This window comes from Mesorhizobium sp. BAC0120 (assembly GCF_033542235.1).
In the GTDB taxonomy this organism is placed as follows: domain Bacteria; phylum Pseudomonadota; class Alphaproteobacteria; order Rhizobiales; family Rhizobiaceae; genus JAWRCU01.
On sequence record NZ_JAWRCU010000012.1, the window covers coordinates 119,066 to 139,798 of the forward strand.

Sequence of the window (20,733 nt, forward strand, 5' to 3'; positions counted from 1 at the left end):
TCGCTGTGAGCTTTGCCACACTACGAACAGGCGAGATTTTCCCGCTTGACTGGCTTTGGCCGCAGGCTAGGTTGGCAACAAAATACCGGCATTGTGCGCCGGACGGCAAAAACGCCTCGCATGCCCCGCTTCGGCGGCGGCTGCGGGGCTTTGTCATTTTGGGGTGGCGTGTTTTGAAACGGCGTATCGAGGTCGGTATCCTCTATTCCCGCTCGGGCGGGTATGATCTGGTGTCCGAGACCTGCCGTTCCGGCGCAATTCGCGCCATTGCCGAGATCAATGCCGATCCCGCAAGCAAGATCGAGCTTGTTCCGGTCGAGCGTGATCCGGAAGGCAATATCGATCGCTACGCCCCAGGCTGTGAGGACATTCTCAGGCACAGCACGGCCCGACACGTGGTCGGCTGCGTCACCTCATGGAGCCGTAAGGAGGTGATCCCAGTCCTGGAGAAGGCCGGCGGCACCTTGTGGTATGCATGTCCCTATGAGGGTTTCGAGGCGAACGAGCATGTCGTCTACATGCATGCCTGTCCCAACCAGCACCTGGTGCCGCTGCTCGCCTATGTCGTTCCGCGCTTCGGCGCCAACGGTTTCCTCCTGGGATCCAACTACATCTGGGGCTGGGAGACCAATCGCGTGGCCCGCGATTTGCTCGCCGATGCTGGAGGGCAGGTTCTGGGCGAGCGTTACCTTCCGCTCGGCGAGACCGATGTGTCGCGTCTGGTGGCGGAGATAGAGGCGAGCAGGCCGGATTTTGTCCTCAGCAATCTGATCGGCCCGTCATCCCATTCCTTCATCGCAGCCTATGCCGAGCTCGGGCGGCGCGATCCGCATTTTCGGCCGGAGCGCTGCCCGATCCTGTCCTGTAACCTGACCGAATGCGAGCTGCCGGCGATCGGCGAGGCCGGCAACGGGCACCTGTCGGTCGGGCCCTATTTCCACGATCACTTGCCGGCCGGGCGCCGTGCCTCTGACGTAGCTCGGGACAGCACCACGCCTGGCTCTTCGCTCGAGGCCGCCGCCTATGCGTCGGTCCGCGTGTTGGCCGAGATCCTGGCGCGCAATCCCGATGCTCGCTGGACGGACCTGCCGAACGCATTTTCGGGCGCGACATTTCAAACCCCGTTCGGCGACATAAGGATCGACCCGCGGACCCAGCACGCCACGCTCCCCGTCGAGATCGGGCAGATCGATGGAACGGGATTCAGGACGGTGAGCTTGACGAAGGACGTTGCTCCCGATCCCTATCTGTCGCGCTACGACCGCGCCGAGACATTCGGCCGGGCCCGCCTGAGGGTCGTTTCATGAGCCGGACCGCGCGTATCCCCAATCTCGGCGGCGCCAAGGCGTTCGTCCTGCACCGGCCTCACGGGACCGTCAGCAGCATCATCCGGCAGCTCTCGGCAATCGGCCTCGCCGCGACCGACTGCTGGCCGGAATTGCCGGCCGAGGTGCTTGCGGCGGATTTTGTCTTCTTCGACGCGGATCTCGGTTTCGATCAGCAGTTTCCGTGGGCGCCCGGTAGGGCGCCTATGCCGATGATCGCCCTGATCGGCTCGGAAGCACCGGGACGGATCGAATGGGCGCTCACCCATGCCGATGCGCAGCTGCTGAAGCCTGTCGGCAATGCCGGCGTCTACAGCGCGCTGCTGATCGCCCGGCAAAACTTCGAGGCTCGCCGGCGCCTTGCCGACGAGATCGAGTCGCTGCGCGAGCGCGTGGCCGAGCGCCAGACGATCGTGCGGGCAGTCGCTGCGCTGTCGGCGCGGGGCGTCGATGACGAACGCGCCTATGCGCAACTGCGCTCTTTTGCGATGAGCTGGCAGGTCAGTCTCGAAGAGGCCGCACGGCGCATCGTGGCGATGAGGGAGGAGGATGGCGGTGACCAGTCCCATCGCGCCTGACTTGCCCGTCTCGCCGGAAATTCCTGTCAAGCCACAGGCCGGCATCCTGCGGCGGCTGATGAAGCGGCCTCTGGCCGTAACGGGTTTGTTGATCATAGCCGTGACGGTCGCAGGCGCCATCCTGGCGCCGTGGCTCACGGCCTACGACCCGAACGAGCAGCTTTTCGATGGATTGACGCTCGAGGGCGCGCCGCTGCCGCCGAACGGCAGCTTCTGGTTGGGCACCGATCTGCTCGGCCGAGACCTGCTGACCCGCATTCTGTTCGGGGCGCGAACCTCGCTCATCATCGGCATCGTCGCCAATGGCGTAGCGCTCCTCATCGGATCGCTGGTCGGTGTCACGGCCGGCTATTTCCGCGGCTGGATCGGCAGCACGCTGATGCGCTTCACAGACCTGATGATGGCCTTTCCTGCGCTGCTGCTTGCCATCTGCCTGGCGGCCGTTTTCAGGCCGAGCCTCTGGATCGTTGCCCTGGTGATCGCGCTGGTGAACTGGGTGCAGACCGCGCGCGTCGTCTACACCGAGACGAGCTCGCTCGCCGAGCGCGAGTTCATCGCGGCGGAGCGGACGATCGGTGCGGGCACGCCGCGCATCCTCCTGCGCCACATCTTGCCGCATCTTCTGCCGCTCATCATAGTGTGGGGCACGCTCGGCATTTCGACCACCGTGCTTCTCGAAGCGACGCTGAGCTATCTCGGCATCGGCGTGCAGCCGCCAACGCCATCTTGGGGCAACATCATCTTCGAGAACCAGACCTATTTCCAGGCGGCGCCCTGGCTCGTCTTCTTCCCGGGCGCTGCGATCCTTGCGCTGGCGCTTGCCTTCAACCTGGTCGGCGACGCGCTCCGCGACATCCTCGACCCGACGCAGCGGGGGCGGGCATGATCGCCTATCTCGGCCGCCGGGTGATCCAGTCGCTGCTCATCCTGTTCGGCGTGTCGCTGATCACCTTTGCGCTGCTCTATCTGCTGCCGGCCGATCCCGTGCGGCAGATCGCCGGCCGCAGCGCCACGCCCGAAACCGTCGAGAACATCCGGCGTCAGCTCGGACTCGATCAGCCCTTCGTCATCCAGTACTGGCGGTACCTCATCAATCTCCTCAGCGGCGATCTCGGCCGCTCCTATATCCAGCGCTCGCAGGTTACGGAGCTCATCGCCTCGCGGCTGCCGGCGAGCCTTCTCCTGATGGTCGGCGCCATCTTCTGCGAGGTGGCGATCGGCCTCACGATGGGGATTGTCGCCGCCGTCAAGCGCGGCACGGCGGTCGATCAGACGCTAATGGTGAGCTCCTTTGTCGGCGTGTCGGCACCGCAATTCGTCGTCGGTCTTCTGCTTCTCTATCTGTTTTCCGTGAAGCTCGGCTGGCTGCCGATCGGCGGCTATGGCACATGGCGCCACCTCGTGCTGCCGTCCCTCACGCTCGGTGTGCTGGGGGCCGGCTGGTATTCGCGCATGATGCGATCGTCGATGATCGACGTGCTGCGCCAGGACTATATCCGCACCGCGCGTGCCAAAGGGCTTGCCCGCCGCGCCATCCTTTTCAGCCATGCGCTCCCCAACGCAATCCTGCCGGTGATCGCCATGATCGGCATCGACGTCGGCATCTTCATGGGCGGCATCGTGGTGGTCGAGAGCGTGTTCGGCTGGCCGGGCATCGGCCAGCTCACCTGGCAGGCGATCCAGCGCGTCGACATTCCGATCATCATGGGCGTCACGCTGGTCTCGGCCTGCGCGATCGTCATAGGTAACCTCGTCGCCGACATCGTCGCCCCCTTCATCGACCCCCGCATCAAGCTCAGATGAACCAGACCGGACAATAACTTCAGAGAAAGGGAACCCGCAGTGAAACGACTTCTAGCCTCCACCGTTGCCGCGTCGGCACTGGCGCTGATGCTCTCGATGATGCCGGCCGCGGCCGACGACACGATCGACCCGAATGCCAAGCAGGGCGGGGCGATCACCATCACCTACAAGGATGACGTCGCGACCCTCGATCCGGCGATCGGCTACGACTGGCAGAACTGGTCCATGATCAAGAGCCTGTTTGACGGGCTGATGGACTATGAGCCGGGCACGACCAAGCTGCGGCCCGAGCTCGCCGAGAGCTTCGAGATCTCGCCAGATGGCAAGAACTTCACCTTCCACCTCCGTTCGGGGGTGAAATTCCACAACGGCCGCGAGATGACGGCCGATGACGTGAAATACTCGCTCGACCGCGTCACCAATCCGAAAACCCAGAGCCCGGGCGCCGGCTTCTTCAGTTCGATCAAGGGATACGAGGACATGGCCGCCGGCAAGGCCGAGAGCCTCTCGGGTGTGACGGTCGTCGACCCGCAGACCATCAAGTTCGAGCTCACGCAAGCCGACGCGACCTTCCTGCATGTGCTCGCGCTCAACTTCGCGCATGTCGTGCCCAAGGAGGAGGTGGAGAAGTACGGCGCCGACTTCGGCAAGCATCCCGTTGGCACCGGCGCCTTCAAGATGACCGACTGGACGCTCGGCCAGCATATCGTCTTCGAGCGCAACCCCGATTATTGGCGTAAGGGGATTCCGCATCTCGACAAGATAACCTTCGAGATCGGCCAGGAGCCGATCGTCGCTCTGCTGCGCCTCCAGAAGGGCGAGATCGACATTCCGGGCGACGGCATCCCGCCGGCGAAGTTCCAGGAGGTGATGAACGATCCTGAGCAGAAGGCCCGCGTTGTCGTCGGCGGCCAGCTGCATACAGGCTACGTCACCATGAACACGCAGATGCCGCCCTTCGACAATGTGAAGGTCAGGCAAGCAGTGAACATGGCGATCAACAAGGATCGCATCGTGCAACTGATCAACAAGCGAGCGGAGCCGGCCAATCAGCCGCTGCCGCCGTCGATGCCGGGCTACGACAAGGACTTCAAGGGCTATGCCTATGACGTGGAGAAGGCCAAGGCGCTGCTCGCCGAAGCCGGCTTCGCCAACGGCTTCGAGACCGAGCTCTACGCCATGAACACCGATCCCAATCCGCGCATCGCGCAGGCGATCCAGCAGGACCTCGCGGCAATCGGCATCAAGGCCAGCCTCAAGGCGCTCGACCAGGCAAGCGTAATCGCGGCCGGCGGGCAGAAGGATGGCGCGCCGATGGTCTGGTCGGGCGGCATGGCGTGGATTGCCGACTTCCCGGATGCGTCGAACTTCTACGGCCCGATCCTTGCGTGCGCCAGCGCGGTGCCGGGCGGCTGGAACTGGGCCTGGTACTGCAACAAGGACCTGGAAACGAAGGCTGCTGAAGCCAACGCCATGACCGATCCGGCCAAGACCGAGGATCGTAACAAGGCGTGGAGCGCGATCTTCGACAAGATCATGGAGGACGCGCCCTGGGCGCCTGTCTTCAACGAGAACCGCTACACGCTGAAGTCCGCGCGCATGGGCGGCGCCGACAACCTCTATGTCGACCCGGTCCACATCCCGATCAATTACGACAATGTGTACGTGACCGATGTGCAGTAAGTGCGACTACTCGATCCACGGACGCCACCATCACTTCGGCTGGGACAATAGCCTTGCCCCAGCCGAGCGGGTGGCGCCCGGCTCGACCATCGAATTTCAATGTATCGATGCGTCTGGCGGCCAGCTCGGCACGGAGAGCACGCTTGCGGACGTCGCCCGGCTCGACTTCGGCAAGGTTAACCCGGTAACCGGGCCCATCTTCGTCGAAGGCGCAGAGCCCGGCGATGCGCTGAAGATAACGATCGAGGCGTTCAAGCCGTCCGGTTTCGGCTGGACGGCAAACATTCCAGGATTCGGCCTGCTCTCCGACAGCTTCAAGGAGCCGGCCCTGAACATCTGGAAATACGACGCCACATCGATGGAGCCGGCCCTATACGGCAGGAATGCCCGCGTGCCGCTGAAGCCGTTCGCCGGCACGATCGGCAATGCGTTGGCCGAACCGGGTCTCCATTCGGTGGTGCCGCCGCGGCGCGTCGGCGGCAACCTCGACATCCGCGATCTGTCAGCCGGTACGGTGCTCTATTTGCCGGTGGAGGTGGCCGGCGCGCTGTTCTCCGTCGGCGACACGCATGCGGCCCAGGGCGACGGCGAGGTCTGCGGAACGGCGATCGAGAGCCCGATGGACGTCGTGCTCACCCTCGACCTCGTCAAGGATGCGCGGCTTAAAACCCCGCGCTTCACGACACCGGGCCCGGTGTCGCGCCACCTGGACGCGAAAGGCTACGAGGTGACGACCGGCATCGGACCGGACTTGATGGAAGGGGCCAAGAGCGCGGTGTCGCAGATGATCGACCTGCTCGCCGCCCGCTACCAGATGGACCCGGTCGAAGCCTATATGCTCGTCTCGGTCTGCGGCGATCTCAGGATCAGCGAGATCGTCGACATGCCGAACTGGGTGGTGTCGTTCTATTTTCCGCGCTGCGTGTTCGAATGACGGCTTTGGGTATTTTCGAGGGTTGATCTCTTTGGGACGCCTGACACGACGGCGCCCTATGGCGCCCCCCTCTGTCCTGCCGGACATCTCCCCCACAAGGGGGGAGATTGGACGGCCGCTTTGGGTTCGCCAATCGCCAACGTCGAAGATTGGCGAAATCATAAATGAAGGCGCAATCTCCCCCCTTGTGGGGGAGATGTCCGGCAGGACAGAGGGGGGCGCGACGTACTCCAGCGGCCGCCATCAGGGGCGGTTGCCATGAACGCGGCCTCAACAAATGCGCTAAACAGCGCCCCAACTCTCGCCACGACTGACGCGCCGATCCTCACCGTCTCCAACCTCACCGTCACCGTCCGCGGCGAAGAAGGCGAGCGGCCGGTCGTCTCAGACCTTTCCTTCTCTCTCGCGCGCGGCGAAACACTATGCATCGCCGGCGAGTCTGGCTCCGGCAAATCCATGACCTCGCTGGCGATCATGGGGCTGCTGCCGCAGCCTGCCGCGCGGATCTCGGCGGGTTCGATCCGCCTTGGCGATGTCGATCTCGCGGCGCTCGGCGAAAGCGAAATGCAGAGCATTCGCGGCGACCGTGTCGCCATGATCTTCCAGGAGCCGATGACATCGCTCAATCCGGTGCTTTCGATCGGCCGCCAGGTGATCGAGGCGATCGAGGCGCATACGAGCCTCGGCCGCGCCGAGGCGCGCAAAAGGGCGATCGAGGCGCTGAAGGCGGTGCGGATCCCGGATGCGGCAAGCCGGATGGAGCAATACCCGCATGAACTTTCCGGCGGCATGCGCCAGCGCGTGATGATCGCCATGGCGCTCGCCTTAAAGCCTGACGTGCTGATCGCCGACGAACCCACGACGGCGCTCGACGTCACCGTGCAGGGGGAAGTGCTGGAGCTCTTACGCGACCTGCAGCGCGAGCAGGGCACTGCCGTCATCCTGATCACCCATGACATGGGCGTTGTGGCGGAGATGGCCGACCGGGTCATCGTCATGCGCAACGGCCGCATGGTCGAGGAGGGGAGGGCCGCCGACATCTTCGTTTCGCCGCAAGCCGAATACACGCGCGAGCTTCTTGCTGCCGTGCCCCGCATCGGTAGCGGCGCTGGGCGGCAGGGATCGAGGGCTGCTACCGAAGCGGAGACATCGACCCATGTCGCCGTCGTGCGCGACCTGCATGTGCGCTTCGATATCCACGGCGGCTTCCTCGGCAGGGTGGACAGGCGCGTGCACGCCGTCGAAGGCGTCAGCTTTTCGATTGCGCCGAACGAGACACTTTCGCTGGTCGGCGAGTCCGGCTGCGGCAAGTCCACTACGGCCAAGGCGATCGCCGGGCTGCTGCCCTACAGCGGCGATATCCTGGTAGGCGGGCGCAATCTTGCTGGGCTTGGGCGCGAGGAACGCAGGGCGGTTCGTCGCGACATTCAGATGGTCTTCCAGGACCCATACGCCTCGCTCGATCCGCGCATGCGCGTCGGCGACCTCGTCGCCGAGCCCTTGCTTGTTCATGGCATCGGATCGAAGCGCGAGCGTAGCGAACGCGTCGCCGAGCTGTTCGAGCGCGTTGGCCTTTCCGCTGACCAGATGGGGCGTTATCCCCACGAGTTCTCGGGCGGCCAGCGTCAACGCATCTGCATCGCTCGTGCCCTGGCGCTGAGGCCGAAGCTCATCATCGCCGACGAAAGCGTATCCGCGCTCGACGTATCTGTGCGGGCGCGGGTGCTCGAGCTCCTGAGGGTGCTGCAGCGTGAGTTCGGCGTTGCCTACCTCTTCATCTCACACGACATGGCCGTGGTCGAGAACATCTCCGACCGTGTCGCTGTCATGTATCTCGGCCAGATCGTCGAGATGGGCACGCGTGACCAGGTCTTCTCCAATCCGCGCCACCCCTACACGAAACGCCTGATCGACGCCGTGCCGGTGCCGGACCCGGCCCGGCGCCGCGCACGCTTCGCCCGTCTCGACCGCGAGATACCGAGCCCGGTGCGGAAGGTTGGAGATCCGCCCTCCAAATTCGCGCTAAGCGACGTCGGCGACGGGCATCTCGTCGCGGTTGAGCGTTAGAGCCTTCTGCCTTTAGGTTGGCGCCGCCCCTCACCCTTACCCTCTCCCCGTGAAAAACGGGGAGAGGGGGTTCTGAGACGTTGCCGCCCCCCTCTCCCCGTCCTTACGGGGAGAGGGTAAGGGTGAGGGGCAGCGCCGGCGTCTGGTGATTTGCAGAACGCGTTGGAGCGCCCTGCCGCGCTCATGGACGATCCATGCCTTGCTTGCCAGCCTATCGGAAAAAGGCTCAGGATTCCAGCCAGACTCCCTGCAAGTCCATCTCGAAGGTTTGGTGCACGCTATAATTCTTCACCTTCTGGTTCATGTGGCTATACAGCTTCTGCCAGAACGGCTGAATGATGACGCCTGAATCCTGCAGGATCTGCTCGACGTCCTTCATGACTTCGCGCCGCTTCGCCACATCGACGATCGAGAGGGCCTGTTTCAGCTTGGCATCGAACTCGGGGTTCGAGTAGCCCGTCTCATTCCAGGCCTCACCCGTGCGATAGCCCAATGCGAGCACCTGGACGCCAAGAGGACGCATGTACCAGATGGTCATGGAGTAGGGGAATTTCGTCCAGTCGTTCCAGAAAGTTGCGCCCGGCAATACGGTGCGCTTCACCTTGATGCCGGCGTCGCGAAGCTGGGCGGCGACTGCGTCGCCCGTGTTCTTCTGCCACTCGTCGTCGACCGTGATCAGTTCGTGCTCGAAATCTGCTTGGCCGGCTTCGGCCATCAGTTTCTTGGCCCCCGCAACATCGCGGGTCTTCTTCGGCAACGGGTAGTATTCGGGATGGATGGGGCTCACGTGATGGTTTTCTCCGACCGTCCCGCGACCACTATACCCCAACTGCAGCACGGCGTTGTTGTCGACGGCCATCTGCAGCGCGTTGCGCACCCTTTGGTCGCCATAAGGCTTGTGCGTGACATTGGTGCGCGCGACCAGAGTCGTCGCGGTGTCGACCTCCGATTTCACCAGGTCCATCTTGTCCAGAACGTCGATGAAATCGGCCGGCGTTTCGAGATTCATGTCGATCTCCCCCGAATCGAACGCGCTCACGGTCGCGGAGAAGTCAGTGCCGTAGTCGATGAACTCGACCCCATCGAGAGGCGCTTCACCTCCCCACCATTTGCCATTCTCCCGCCGCTTCACGACGGCCTTCCCGCCGACGGCATAGGACACCAGCTCGAATGCGCCGGTGCCGATCGGTTTGGCTATGGGGTCGGCACCGTCGGCATCGAAGTTGCGATGAACCACGAGTGCAGGGTAATCGGTGAAGTTGGCAATAAGGGATATGTCCGGTGCGTTGAGCGTCAGCTTGACCGTATGGTCGTCGACCTTGGTAATCGCTCCGTCCTTGGCCTTGCCGGTTTTGTCATCAATTAGTGCGCCGACGCGCGCTGCCATGGAATTCCCGGGGACTGCCTTCTCGCACCAGCGATTCAGATTGTGGACGACATCGTCGGCATTGAAGGCATCGCCATTGTTCCAGGTTACACCCTTGCGCAGATGCAACACATATTGGGTGGCGTCGTCACTCACCTCCCAGCTTTCCAGCAGCACCGGTTCGAATGTGAACTGATGCGTGTAACGGACGAGCGGCTCGAGCCAGCTGCGTGAAATATTCGCAAGTTCGACCCAGTCGTAGGTGCGCGGATCCTTCTGAGCCTTGACCGGCATTGCTACGCGCAGCGTGCCGCCCTTCTTCGGCTCCTCCGCGAGCGCTGGCTTCGGCGCGGCCAGGCCGAGCATGCCATAGGCAAACGCCGTCGACGCTCCGAACGCGCTTGCCAGCGCCAGAAACTCGCGCCGATCTATCCTGCCTTCACGAGCATCCCTGGCCATATGCTCGATGGCCTCCGGCACACGATTGCCGTTGTTTCTATAAAAGCGCATTTCTCTTCTCCCTTTCATGTTCCCGACGATGGCCGCCTTTTTTGTTTTCTTCGGCGACCAACTTCATAGCCTCAGGCCGAACCTGATCCCGTCATAGACGGCGGCGTGGATGTTGCGGGCGGCAACCGCGTCGCCGATGCGGAATAGTGTGAAGGCGGCCTCCGACCGGATCGTTGGAAAGATCTCGCCGCCTTCGACGAGGCGTTCGTAGTCGACCGCGCCGCCGTTCTTCGACAGGGGCTTCAGCGCGAAATAGAGCTCGTCGAGTGGTAGCGTCCCATGCTCGGCCACCACCTGGTCGACCCGGCGCTCCTCGCTCCAGCCGCTCGCGAAATCCGAGCCTAGCGTGGCGACGAGCTGGTTGCCGTCGCGGCGCACCGATTTGAGCCGTGTGTTGATGGTGATCCGCACGCCCTTCTCATGGAAGGCGCGCATATAGGGAACGTGGTTCATGCCGCCCATTTCCGGTGCGAAGAAGCGCTCCGGCGAGACAAGCTCCAGCTTTGCGCCGGCATTGGCGATCAGCTCGGCAGCGGTCATGCCCTGATGGCCGCCATTGTCGTCGTAGAGCAGCACATTCTCGGCCGGCTTGACGGCGCCCGAGATGATGTCCCAGCTCGAGGTCACAAGGTCGCCGCCGGCTTCGAGCGGCGGATTCTGCGGCAGGCCGCCGGTCGCGATCACCACGACCTCCGGCCCGAGCGAAATGACATCGTCCGTCTCGGCCCAGACGTCGTACCGCATCTCGACGCCAAGCCTTTCGAGCTCCGACAGCCGCCAGTCGACGATACCGATCAGCTCCTTGCGGCGCGGATTCTGTGCGGCGAGCCGCACCTGTCCGCCGGCCTGCGGAGCCGCTTCGAGCACGGTGACGGAATGGCCGCGCTCGGCGGCGACACGCGCGGCCTCCAGCCCGGCTGCACCCGCGCCGACCACCACGACCTTCTTCAGCGGACCGTCGCTGCGCGAAATCACATGCGGGATGGTGGCCTCGCGGCCCGTCGCGGCGTTGTGGATGCAGAGCGCCTCGCCACCCTCATAGATCCGGTCGAGGCAATAGGTGGCGCCGACGCAGGGGCGTATACGGTGCTCCTCGCCTGCCATCACTTTGGCGATGATGTAGGGGTCGGCGATATGCGGCCTCGTCAGCCCGACCATGTCGAGCTTGCCTGTCGCTATCGCATGTCTGGCGGTGGCGACATCGGAGATGCGCGCGGCATGAAAGACGGGGAACTTCGTCGCCGCCCGCACCTCGCCCGCGAAGTCGAGATGGGGGGCGGAGCGCATGCCGGTGATCGGGATCACCTTGGTGAGCGCCGCGTCGGTCTCGATCGTGCCACGGATGATGTTGAGGAAATCAACCTTGCCCGAGCCGGCAAGCCGTTTGGCGATTTCGACACCTTCCTCCTTGCCGATGCCTTGTTCGAGATCCTCATCGGCGACCATGCGAATGCCGACGATGAAATCCGGGCCGACGGCCGCGCGCACCGCATCGAGCACGCGGAACGAAAAGCGCAGCCGGTTGTCGAGCGAGCCGCCATATTCGTCCTCGCGCCGGTTGGTGGCCGGCGACCAGAAGCCATCCATCAAATGGCCGTAGGCTTCGAACTCGATGCCGTCGAGGCCGGCCGCCTGCATCCGCTCAGCCGCGCTCGCATAATCGGCGACGATGCGCTCGATGTCCCAGTCCTCGGCTTCCTTTGGAAAGGAGCGATGCGCGGGTTCGCGCACCGGCGAGGCCGCCAGCACCGGCAGCCAGTCGGCCCTGTTCCAGCCGGTGCGGCGGCCGAGATGCGTGAGCTGGATCATCACCTTGCAGTCATATTCGTGGCTGGCGTCGGCGAGCTCCCTCAGCCACGGCACGATCTCGTCACGATACGCCTGGAGATTGCCGAAGGCGGCCGGGCTGTCGCGTGCGACGAGCGCCGAGCCGGCCGTCATGGTGAGCGCCATCCCGCCTTTGGCCTTCTCGGCATGGTAGAGCCGGTAGCGCTCCTTCGGCATGCCGTCCTCCGAATAGGCCGGCTCATGACTGGTCGACATGACGCGGTTCTTCAGCGTCAGGTGCTTGAGCTGGTAGGGCTGGAGGAGCGGGTCGTTGCGAAGCGAAATGTTCATGAGCCGATGCCTTCTCTGTCAGGAGTCGGCCATTTCTGAGTTCTGAGTGGCATCGCGTCCCGAAGCGCTTTGTCGATTACATTTTGTCGTGGCATTTAGGTGATGCTGTTCGGCAGTTGCTCCTCGCGCCGCGCGATGAAGTCTTGCAGGCCATCGGCGATGCCTTCGTCCAGCTTCGGTTCCTCGTAGTCCAAAAGCATCGCTCGCGCCTTCTCGCGACCGCGCGTGTCGTGGTCCTTTGCGCCGTCGGCGCTCCACTGTTCGAAGGAATTGAAGTCCATCAGGCTCGGCATGAAGAAGGCCGATTCAAAATGTTCGAGCGTGTGCTGGGTACCGAGGAAATGGCCGGCCGGCCCGACCTCGCGAATGGCCGCCATTGCGTCTTTGAAGTCGTCGAAGGACAGCCCGCCCGCATATTTGTACCATCCGACGAGCTGTTCGCAGTCGGTGACGAATTTCGAGTAGCCGCAGGTCAGGCCGGCCTCGAGCCATCCGGCCACGTGCCAGATATAGTTGGCGCCCGACAGGATGGCGGCATGCATCAGCATGTTCGCCTCGTAACCCGCCTGGGCGTCGTTCAGCTTCGATCCGACGTGGAAACCCGACGTGCGCCATGGAAGCCGGTACTTACGCGCAAGTGCGCCCATCACATACATCATCTGCGCGGCTTCCGGCGTGCCGCCCATGGGAGCTCCGGTCTTCATGTCGACCGTGACCATGAACTGCCCGTAGATCTGGGGCGAACCCGGACGAACGAGCTGGGTGAACGCAACCCCCGCCAGAGCTTCCGCATTGACCTGCGCCACCGCCCCCACCGCCGACGCCGAAGTCGATGCTCCGCAGAGCGCGAAGGGCGCCAGGATCAGCGGCTGGTTGTTGCGCGCATAGACCTTCATCGCGTCCAGCATTGTGGCATCCCATACCAGCGGCGAATTGCAGTTGGTGATGGAGACAAGGACGGGATTATCCCTGACGAAATCCCTGCCGAAGACGATGCCTGCCATCTCCATCGTGTCTTCGGCGCGATCGCTGGACGTGACGATGCCCATGAACGGCTTGTCGGAATGCTTCAGCGCCGAATGAATGATGTGGAGATGCCGCTTCGGCACGGGAATATCCATCGGCTCGCAAATGATCGAGCTGGAGGAGTGCAGCGCCGGGGCCATGTAGGCGAGCTTATGGAAGTTGTGGAGGTCGGCGAGCGTCCCGTACCGCCTGTTATTGTCGAGATCGCGCACATAGGGCGCGCCATACATGGGAACAAAGACGGAATTGGCTCCCCCCACCCGGACGGTGCGTTCCGGGTTTCGCGCGAAAAGCGTGAACTCGGAGGGGACCTTCGAAACGAGTTCCATCAGCAGGTTGCGGTCGATCAGTACTCTCGTTCCCGACACGTCGGCTCCGGCAGCCTTCCAGATCTCGATGGCTTCGTCGTCGCGGAACTCGCATCCCACCTCTTCGAGGATGCCGAGCGACTCCTGATGGATCAGTTCCACCGCCTCGTCGGGGACCATCTGGTAGACGGGAATCTTGCGCACCAGAGTGGGAAAAGACGCCATTGGCGTGCTGCGCAGGGCCTTGCGCCCGATGCGTCCACCGCCGCGCCGGTTGGGAGTGACCTGACCGATGGCTTGCTCGACTTCCATGCTGATGCTCCGGCAAACGATCGCCAAAGGAACGCCGTAGCTTCATCCGGTTCAAGCGAATAAGCGACGTCTCTCGGTTGAGTAGAACTCAATCGTCGAGCGCCAGAAGCCACTCCTTGAAGATCTCCGCCTGGCGACTGAGCGGCCTTTTCGCGCTCCATGTGATGAAATAGGATTGAGGCGCGGTGATTTCCGCGTCGGTCAGCTGCTGCAAGTCGCCGGACTCGATCAGTGGCTGCACCAGACTGGCCCAACCGAGCGCGACTCCCTGACCGCTGCGGGCGGCCTGCAATGCGACGACGTAGCTGTTGAAGCGACGCACGTTCAACCGCCGCGGCGGCGCTCCGAGCTCGCGCAGGAAATCCGCCCAGGTCGTCCAGGTCCAATCGATTCCCTCGACAGAGAGAAGCTGCAGCTTCGCTAGCTCGTCCAGCGACTGCACGGTGTGCTCCCGGGCAAACGCAGGGCTCGCTACCGCAAATATGCGGTCATCATAGAGCTTTGCCGACACCTCGTCCGGCCATTCGCCGTCTCCGTATCGGAAGCGGAGATCAATGTCTGGGCGGTCGAGGCCGCGCGCATGGTCCGATATCACGTGATCGATGATGATGTTCTGGTGGCTGTTCCAGAAAGAACCCAGACGTGGCATCAGCCAGAGCTGGGCGAGCGCCATGGTGCTTCCAATGGTGACGCTCGACTGGCCCCCGGATGTTCTGATCTGGCGAAACGTGCCGGAGACGCGTTCGAATGCCTCGCGCAGAGCCGCCGCAATCGTCTCGCCCTCCCTGGTCAGATCGAGCGCGCGATGGCGTCGGACAAACAGTGCATGGCCGAGCTCCTCTTCGAGCAATCTTACCTGCTTGGATATCGCGCCTGGTGTGACGTTGAGCTCCTCGGCGGCTCTGGTCAGGGAGAGATGACGGGCGGCGGCCTCGAAGGCTGCGAGTGCGTTGAGCGACGGGAGATCATAGTACCTGCGGACCATATGATTTCACGCTCATGCAGGGTGCGAGGCAGGCGGAGGCGGCTGCCCCTCGAAACTCGGCAGGCTTTCATTCACGCAGGCCCATGACGGCGCACTGGCTGTCCAGATCGTCGCCGCTGGCCTGGCGACCTCCGGGTCGTCCAGCGTTCCGGCGCGCACAAAGATCAGATGCGGCCGTACTTCGGCCTCGCTGAACAGATGCGTTCCACATGTGGGGCAGAAGCGCCGGTGCATCCTGTTGCCGCTGTCTGCTGTGCTCTGGAAATCTGAGGTCGTACCAGTGATCGACATTCCGGCCGACGGAAAACAGACGCTGACCGCAGCGTTCCCGGCCGCGATGTATTGGCAGAGCCGGCACCAGCACAGCCGCGTGATGATCGGCTCGGCGTCCGTCCGGTAGCGGACGGCCCCGCACAGACATCCGCCTGCAACCATTTCATCCTCCCCAGGATAGCGATCAGTCAAAAACCGGTACGAGTTGACCAGCGCCCGGCCTGTCAGTCAAATGCGGACGCATCGACACGGTTACTCCGAGGGAGGAGGCAATGGCCGAGCGGATATTCAAGCGTCTGTTCACGCCGGTGGCGCTGCGAGGCAAGACGCTCCGCAACAGGATCGTCTTCGGAGCGCATACCGCGAACATGGCCGTCGAAGGGCTGCCGACCGAACGGCATGTCGCCTATTATGCGGAGCGCGCCATCGGCGGGGCGGGGATGATCGTGGTGGAGCCGATGCCGGTCCACCAGGCCGCGGTTCTGACGCGAGGCAACTTCCGCCATTCCGACGACGGCGTCATCCCGCATTTCCGCAAGGTAACGGATGCGATCCGCAGCAACGGCGCCGTCGCGATCCAGCAATTGTACCACGTCGGACAGCACGCCGATGCGGACAACTCGTTCCACGCCGGCTGGTCGCCGTCCGGCCGGCCGAGCTATCACGATTCCGACGGCTCACACCGTATGACCGAGGCCGAAATCGAGGAAACGATCGACGGCTTCGTCCAGGCGGCGCGCCGTTGCCGTGAAGCCGGTTTTGACGGCGTGGAGGTATGGGCAGCCTACCACTCGATGCTGGACCAGTTCTGGACACCCTGGTCGAACAGGCGTGACGACCGCTGGGGCGGAAGCCTCGAGAACCGTACTCGGCTCAGTCGCGATATCATGACACGCATCCGCAGGGAATGCGGCGATGGCTTCATCGTGGGTCTTGCGGTCAGTGATGAGCCGGAGGCGAACGTTGCGTTGAAACGTGAAGCGCTTGCGGAGATCGTCGAACTGCACGACCGCGATGCCCTGGCGGACTACGTGACTTGTGGGTCGGGCAGCTATTTCGACTTCTATGCGATCATGCCCACCTTTCTCTATTCGGAGAAGCTTGGCGCCGATCTAGCGACTGTGCTCAAATCAACTGTGCGGCATGCGCTGGTCACCGCCGAAAGCCATATCCGGACGCCGGAGAATGCCGAGAGCGTGCTTAGCGAAGGCAGGGCCGATCTGGTTTCAATCGTTCGCGGACAGATTGCCGACCCGCATCTGGCCGCCAAGGCAGCCGCCGGCCGACCCCAGGAAATTCGCGGATGCCTGTCATGCAATCAGATGTGCTGGGGCCGGCGCTCACGGGACTATTGGATAAGCTGTGTCATCAACCCTTCCGCCGGCCGGGAATGGGAATGGGGCGGCGATCGCTTCTCGCCTGCCGAAAGGCCGAAACGCGTGCTGGTCGTGGGTGGCGGGCCCGCAGGTCTCGAAGCGGCGCGCGTGGCGGCCGAGCGCGGGCACCGCGTGGTTCTCGCCGAGGCATCGGACCGTCTCGGCGGGCAGTTCCGTCTCGCCGGGCTGCAGCCGCGCCGCGCCCAGATCCTCGACCTGATCGGCTGGTATGAACGCCAGCTCGGCCAGCTTCAGGTGGAGGTCCGTTACGGGCAGTTCGTCGAGGCTGATGATGTGGAGCGCGAAGGCGCCGATCACGTCATCCTCGCAACAGGTTCCCTGCCGCCGGAAGGCGCGTTCCAGAGAGCGCTGCCTGAATTCGACGATATTCCGGGAGGCGGTGCAGTGCTGTCGGCCGAAGCAGTGATGGGACGCGAAGCAAGGCCGGGGAACCGGGTCGTGGTGCTCGACGACGGCGGCAACTGGAAAGGATGTGGCACGGCCTGGAGGCTCGCGGAAGATGGTCATGACGTGACGCTTGTCACGCCCGATCCTCTCGTTGGGAAGGAGCTTCAGCGCATGGCCGCCGACGGCCCCTTGCGCCGCGCGCTGGCCCGCCTAGGCGTTCGCTTCATCACTGAAAGCGCAATTACTCATTGGGACGGCAAGCTGGCCCGGGTTGCTTCGCTTCTCGACGGAAGCGAGCGGCATGTCGAGGCCGATGCGCTCGTCTTTGCTGGGACCAACGTCGCGGAGGATGGTCTTTCCCTCGAACTCGACAGACGAGGGATACCTTTCACGGCGATCGGCGATTGCACCGCCGCGCGCCAGGCGGCATTTGCCATCCACGACGGGCGCAAGGTGGCGCTCGCCATCTAGCTGTCGAGCGCCGGGCTTCATCCGCACGGGCCGCGAGATTGCGAGGCCGTTGCGCAAGCCTGGCGACCGACTGGCAAATTGGCGCCAAACGACATCGGCGTCGGGCATCTCGGGGCCGTCGAGCGTCAGCTGCCCATACAGCACGCCGAGCCTTGGAGCCAATGAGGCTCAGCGCACCAAAAAGAGAGGTCCCGAAGGCAAGCTGACGGTGTCCGAATGCACCGCTTGCCGGGCAAGATTCCAGTTGACACTCGGAAGCTCAATCTATCTCATATGAACAGGGTTTCTCAAATACAAAAAAAGGGAATACCCGAGGTGGAGCTGTCCTTGTGGGCAGAATTCTTTTCCCGGCCAGAGGAGACAAATGGGATGAGGAGGAAGGTGGAGTTGGTCGCGAGAGCGGCCGCGCTGGTATTGGCTGGCGGGTTCCTGACAGCAGCAGGGAGCGCGAGCGCGGCTGAAACGCCGGCGGCTTTCAATACGCTGCCGCCGGAAATCAAGGCACTTTACGTCGGCGTCGAAGACACGATCCAACCGACCGCCTTCGACAATTTCGCGATGCCGCCGAAGCCTTGGAAATGGTGTCATTCGGAATCGTATCAGGGCAATCCCTGGCGGGTGTCCGTGACCAATGAGTTGAAGCGTCTCGTCGGGCTTTATCAGGAGAAGGGCTGGGTCTCCGGCTTCGAGATGTCGGATTCGAATGGCGACACCAGCCAGCAGATTGCCCAGATCCGCGCCTTCATCGACAAGAAATGCAGCATCATCACTTCCTTTGCCGGATCGTCGACGGCATTGAACGAAGTGATCGAGGCAGCGCACAAGGCGGGCATTCCGTTCGTAACCGGTGCGGGCGCCGTCACCAGCCCCTATGCCGTCAACGTCGACTCCAACTATGTGAAGTTCGGTTACGACCTCGCCAAGGGTATTGTTGACGGGCTCGGCGGCAAGGGCAATGTGCTTCGTGTCGAGGGCATCGCCGGGAGCCCGCTGGTGGCCCAGCAGCGCGCCGGCGCCGACAAGGCCTTCGCCGAGGCTCCGGGTATCAAGGTCGTCCGCGACGTCAACGGAAACTGGTCCCCGAACGTCACCAAGACAGTGGTCCTGCAGGTGCTCGCAACCAATCCGCAGCCGATCGACGCGGTCTGGACGTCGGGCAGCGAGGCACGCATCGTCGACGAGGCTTTCGAGCAGGCGGGCCGGCCGGTTCCACTGGTTTCGGGCAGCATCTCCGGCGACGCGCTAGGCTATTGGAGGGAAAATCCGGACAAGTTCAAGTTCACGGGCGGCGCGTTGATGCCGTCCTGGACCGCGCAGACGCTCTTCCGAGTCGGCGTGCGTGTCCTGGAGGGGCAGCAGCCGAAGCTGAACATCATCATGGTGCCAGTGCCTGAGGTGAAGCAGGCCGAGCTCGACAAATGGTATGCCTCCTGCATGACCAAGGATTCAGTATCCGTGTTCCCGGTGGCGCCGCAGGACCCGTTGCCCGACTCCATGATGGACGCCTATTTCGTAAAGCCCGCGCCGGTCGCGCTGTTCGACTACAGCCAGACGCCGGATCCTTGCGCCGCCAAATAGCAGGCGCGGCTCGGATCACCCGACCGGCAGATGCCGGTCGGGTTTGTCGTTTTCATGAGATATGGCAATGACGTGACGCTGCGAGTCGATTGAGGCTCGTGGAGAGCGGTCCTGCCGCGGGGTGTCAATGCTGGACGTCGTCGATCTCTCCAAGCGCTACGGCGAGACGGTCGCCCTTGAAGGCGCGACGATCTCGTTCCAGCCGGGCACGATCCATACTATCCTTGGCGAGAACGGTTCGGGAAAGAGCACGCTGGTCAAGTTGCTGAGCGGTATCGTTCTGCCGGACCGCGGCAGCATTCGGCTGGATGGCCGCGAGGTCGTCGCGCGCGATCCACGCGGTTTCAGAGCTGCGGGTTTCGCCACAGTGTTTCAGGAGGTCTTGATCGCACCAGACCGGACGGTGGTGGACAACATCCTGCTTGGCTATGACGGTCTGATCCAGCGACGCGTACCGAGAAGCCAGAGAAGGCAGACGGCTGCGCATGTGCTGAGCCGTTTTTCCGTTACGGCCGTACCGCTCGATGTTCTGGCTGCCGACCTCCCGCTCGCAGCGCAGCAGCTCGTCGTACTGGCCCGGGCGTTGCTGCGCGACCCGCGTGTGCTGATACTTGACGAGGTCACGGCGGCCCTGGATTTCGCCGACCGCGAGGCTGTATTCGCGCTTATGCGAAGCTGTGCCTCTGAAGGGCGGCTGGTCATCTTCATCACGCACCGGATGGACGAGGTGCTCTCATTGTCGGATCAGGTTACGGTGCTGCGCAGCGGTCATGTCGTCCGCACACTTCGGCGAGAGCAGCTGAAGCCGGATGAATTGCTCGCTCTGATGGCTCCTGACACGGCTCGGGAGCTTCGCCATGGCTGACGCAGGCGTCCGACTGTCGGCGCGAGGCGTCGCTTTGAAAACAGATGCAGAACCTTTCGACCTCGATATCCGAGCGGGCGAGATCGTCGGCCTGGCGGGTCTCGACGGCCATGGCCAGGAGCAGTTCATCGAGATGCTGGCCGGCCTGCGTGCTCCTGCGCGCGGGAGCGTGGTGGCTGTACGCGGAGATGCCGAACATCCCATCACGAGCCTGCGCAAGGCAATCTCCGGCGGGGTCGCCTATCTGCCGCGCGATCGACGCGCCACCGGCATCTTTCCAACCATGTCGATCCTCGACAACTTCGCGATGGCAACAGTCGATCTCGACCGTCGTTTCGGGTTGATCAGCAAGCGCGATCGGCGCCGCCGCTACGAATACTACCGCAAGCGCCTGTCGATCGTGGCGCAGCAGCCCGGCAACGCCATCATCACCCTGTCGGGCGGGAACCAGCAAAAGGTCTTGCTCGCCCGGGCGCTGGCACACAGGCCCGACGTCCTGCTGCTCAACGACCCTACGCGCGGCGTCGACATCGCGACGCGTCAGACACTTTATGCCGTGTTCAGGGAACTGGCTGCCGAAGGGGTCGGGCTCATTATCCTGTCCACCGAAATCGAGGAAGTGCTTTTGCTGTGCAGCCGCATACTGGTTTTTCGAGAGCAGCAGGTCGCCTCGACCGTTGCTGGAGATGATCGTTCGCCGGAGCACATCATCTCCGTCATGTTTGGACGACGGCAATGAATGTGGCC

16 protein-coding genes are annotated in these 20,733 nt (G+C 63.4%); 11 read left to right on the forward strand and 5 right to left on the reverse strand.

All coding sequences use genetic code 11. The features are described 5' to 3' along the window. Positions 1-173 precede the first annotated feature (173 nt). The 7 genes from SAZ10_RS24030 to SAZ10_RS24060 all read left to right on the forward strand — a co-directional run bounded on the left by SAZ10_RS24030 (position 174) and on the right by SAZ10_RS24060 (position 8,390). Positions 174-1,307 carry a transporter substrate-binding protein gene (locus SAZ10_RS24030; protein WP_318611922.1) on the forward strand — a complete coding sequence of 378 codons (1,134 nt, stop codon included), beginning with the start codon at positions 174-176 and terminating at the stop codon, positions 1,305-1,307. Further along, positions 1,304-1,903: an ANTAR domain-containing response regulator gene (locus SAZ10_RS24035; RefSeq protein WP_318611923.1), complete on the forward strand. Its 600-nt coding sequence runs from the start codon at positions 1,304-1,306 to the stop codon at positions 1,901-1,903. The genes SAZ10_RS24030 and SAZ10_RS24035 overlap by 4 nt, the downstream gene beginning before the upstream one ends. Continuing rightward, on the forward strand, positions 1,881-2,789 hold the full coding sequence (locus SAZ10_RS24040) for an ABC transporter permease (RefSeq protein ID WP_318611924.1): 909 nt from the start codon (positions 1,881-1,883) through the stop codon (positions 2,787-2,789). The genes SAZ10_RS24035 and SAZ10_RS24040 overlap by 23 nt, the downstream gene beginning before the upstream one ends. After that, positions 2,786-3,706 carry an ABC transporter permease gene (locus SAZ10_RS24045; RefSeq protein ID WP_318611925.1) on the forward strand — a complete coding sequence of 307 codons (921 nt, stop codon included), beginning with the start codon at positions 2,786-2,788 and terminating at the stop codon, positions 3,704-3,706. Before SAZ10_RS24040 ends, SAZ10_RS24045 begins: the two co-directional genes overlap by 4 nt. A gap of 87 nt (positions 3,707-3,793) precedes the next feature. Beyond that, on the forward strand, positions 3,794-5,389 hold the full coding sequence (locus tag SAZ10_RS24050; RefSeq protein ID WP_318611999.1) for an ABC transporter substrate-binding protein: 1,596 nt from the start codon (positions 3,794-3,796) through the stop codon (positions 5,387-5,389). Then, positions 5,379-6,323 carry an acetamidase/formamidase family protein gene (locus SAZ10_RS24055; RefSeq protein ID WP_318611926.1) on the forward strand — a complete coding sequence of 315 codons (945 nt, stop codon included), beginning with the start codon at positions 5,379-5,381 and terminating at the stop codon, positions 6,321-6,323. Before SAZ10_RS24050 ends, SAZ10_RS24055 begins: the two co-directional genes overlap by 11 nt. Positions 6,324-6,581: 258 nt before the next feature. Continuing rightward, on the forward strand, positions 6,582-8,390 hold the full coding sequence (locus SAZ10_RS24060) for an ABC transporter ATP-binding protein (protein ID WP_318611927.1): 1,809 nt from the start codon (positions 6,582-6,584) through the stop codon (positions 8,388-8,390). 226 nt (positions 8,391-8,616) lie between these two features. Here SAZ10_RS24060 and SAZ10_RS24065 read toward each other — a convergent pair whose 3' ends face one another. From SAZ10_RS24065 to SAZ10_RS24085, 5 genes are all read right to left on the reverse strand, one after another. After that, on the reverse strand, positions 8,617-10,266 hold the full coding sequence (locus SAZ10_RS24065) for an ABC transporter substrate-binding protein (RefSeq protein ID WP_318611928.1): 1,650 nt from the start codon (positions 10,264-10,266) through the stop codon (positions 8,617-8,619). Between the two features lie 63 nt (positions 10,267-10,329). Continuing rightward, positions 10,330-12,384 (reverse strand): NADH:flavin oxidoreductase, encoded by a 2,055-nt coding sequence (locus SAZ10_RS24070; protein ID WP_318611929.1) that lies wholly within the window; start codon positions 12,382-12,384, stop codon positions 10,330-10,332. Positions 12,385-12,479: 95 nt separating this feature from the next. Then, a complete protein-coding gene (locus SAZ10_RS24075; protein ID WP_318611930.1) occupies positions 12,480-14,030 on the reverse strand; it encodes a trimethylamine methyltransferase family protein in 1,551 nt (516 codons plus the stop codon). 88 nt (positions 14,031-14,118) lie between these two features. Further along, the gene (locus tag SAZ10_RS24080) at positions 14,119-15,015 is read right to left on the reverse strand and encodes a LysR substrate-binding domain-containing protein (RefSeq protein WP_318611931.1); all 897 of its coding nucleotides are present in this window, start codon (positions 15,013-15,015) and stop codon (positions 14,119-14,121) included. Positions 15,016-15,027: 12 nt separating this feature from the next. Then, positions 15,028-15,450 (reverse strand): GFA family protein, encoded by a 423-nt coding sequence (locus SAZ10_RS24085; protein ID WP_318611932.1) that lies wholly within the window; start codon positions 15,448-15,450, stop codon positions 15,028-15,030. A 110-nt stretch (positions 15,451-15,560) separates the two neighbouring features. Here SAZ10_RS24085 and SAZ10_RS24090 point away from each other — a divergent pair, with 110 nt between their 5' ends. From SAZ10_RS24090 to SAZ10_RS24105, 4 genes are all read left to right on the forward strand, one after another. Then, the gene (locus tag SAZ10_RS24090; RefSeq protein ID WP_318611933.1) at positions 15,561-17,543 is read left to right on the forward strand and encodes an FAD-dependent oxidoreductase; all 1,983 of its coding nucleotides are present in this window, start codon (positions 15,561-15,563) and stop codon (positions 17,541-17,543) included. Positions 17,544-17,912: 369 nt separating this feature from the next. After that, the gene (locus SAZ10_RS24095) at positions 17,913-19,121 is read left to right on the forward strand and encodes a substrate-binding domain-containing protein (protein WP_318611934.1); all 1,209 of its coding nucleotides are present in this window, start codon (positions 17,913-17,915) and stop codon (positions 19,119-19,121) included. Positions 19,122-19,248: 127 nt separating this feature from the next. Next, positions 19,249-19,986: an ATP-binding cassette domain-containing protein gene (locus tag SAZ10_RS24100; RefSeq protein ID WP_318611935.1), complete on the forward strand. Its 738-nt coding sequence runs from the start codon at positions 19,249-19,251 to the stop codon at positions 19,984-19,986. Next, positions 19,979-20,725, forward strand: a complete 747-nt coding sequence (locus tag SAZ10_RS24105) for an ATP-binding cassette domain-containing protein (RefSeq protein WP_318611936.1) — start codon at positions 19,979-19,981, stop codon at positions 20,723-20,725. The genes SAZ10_RS24100 and SAZ10_RS24105 overlap by 8 nt, the downstream gene beginning before the upstream one ends. Positions 20,726-20,733: the final 8 nt, after the last annotated feature.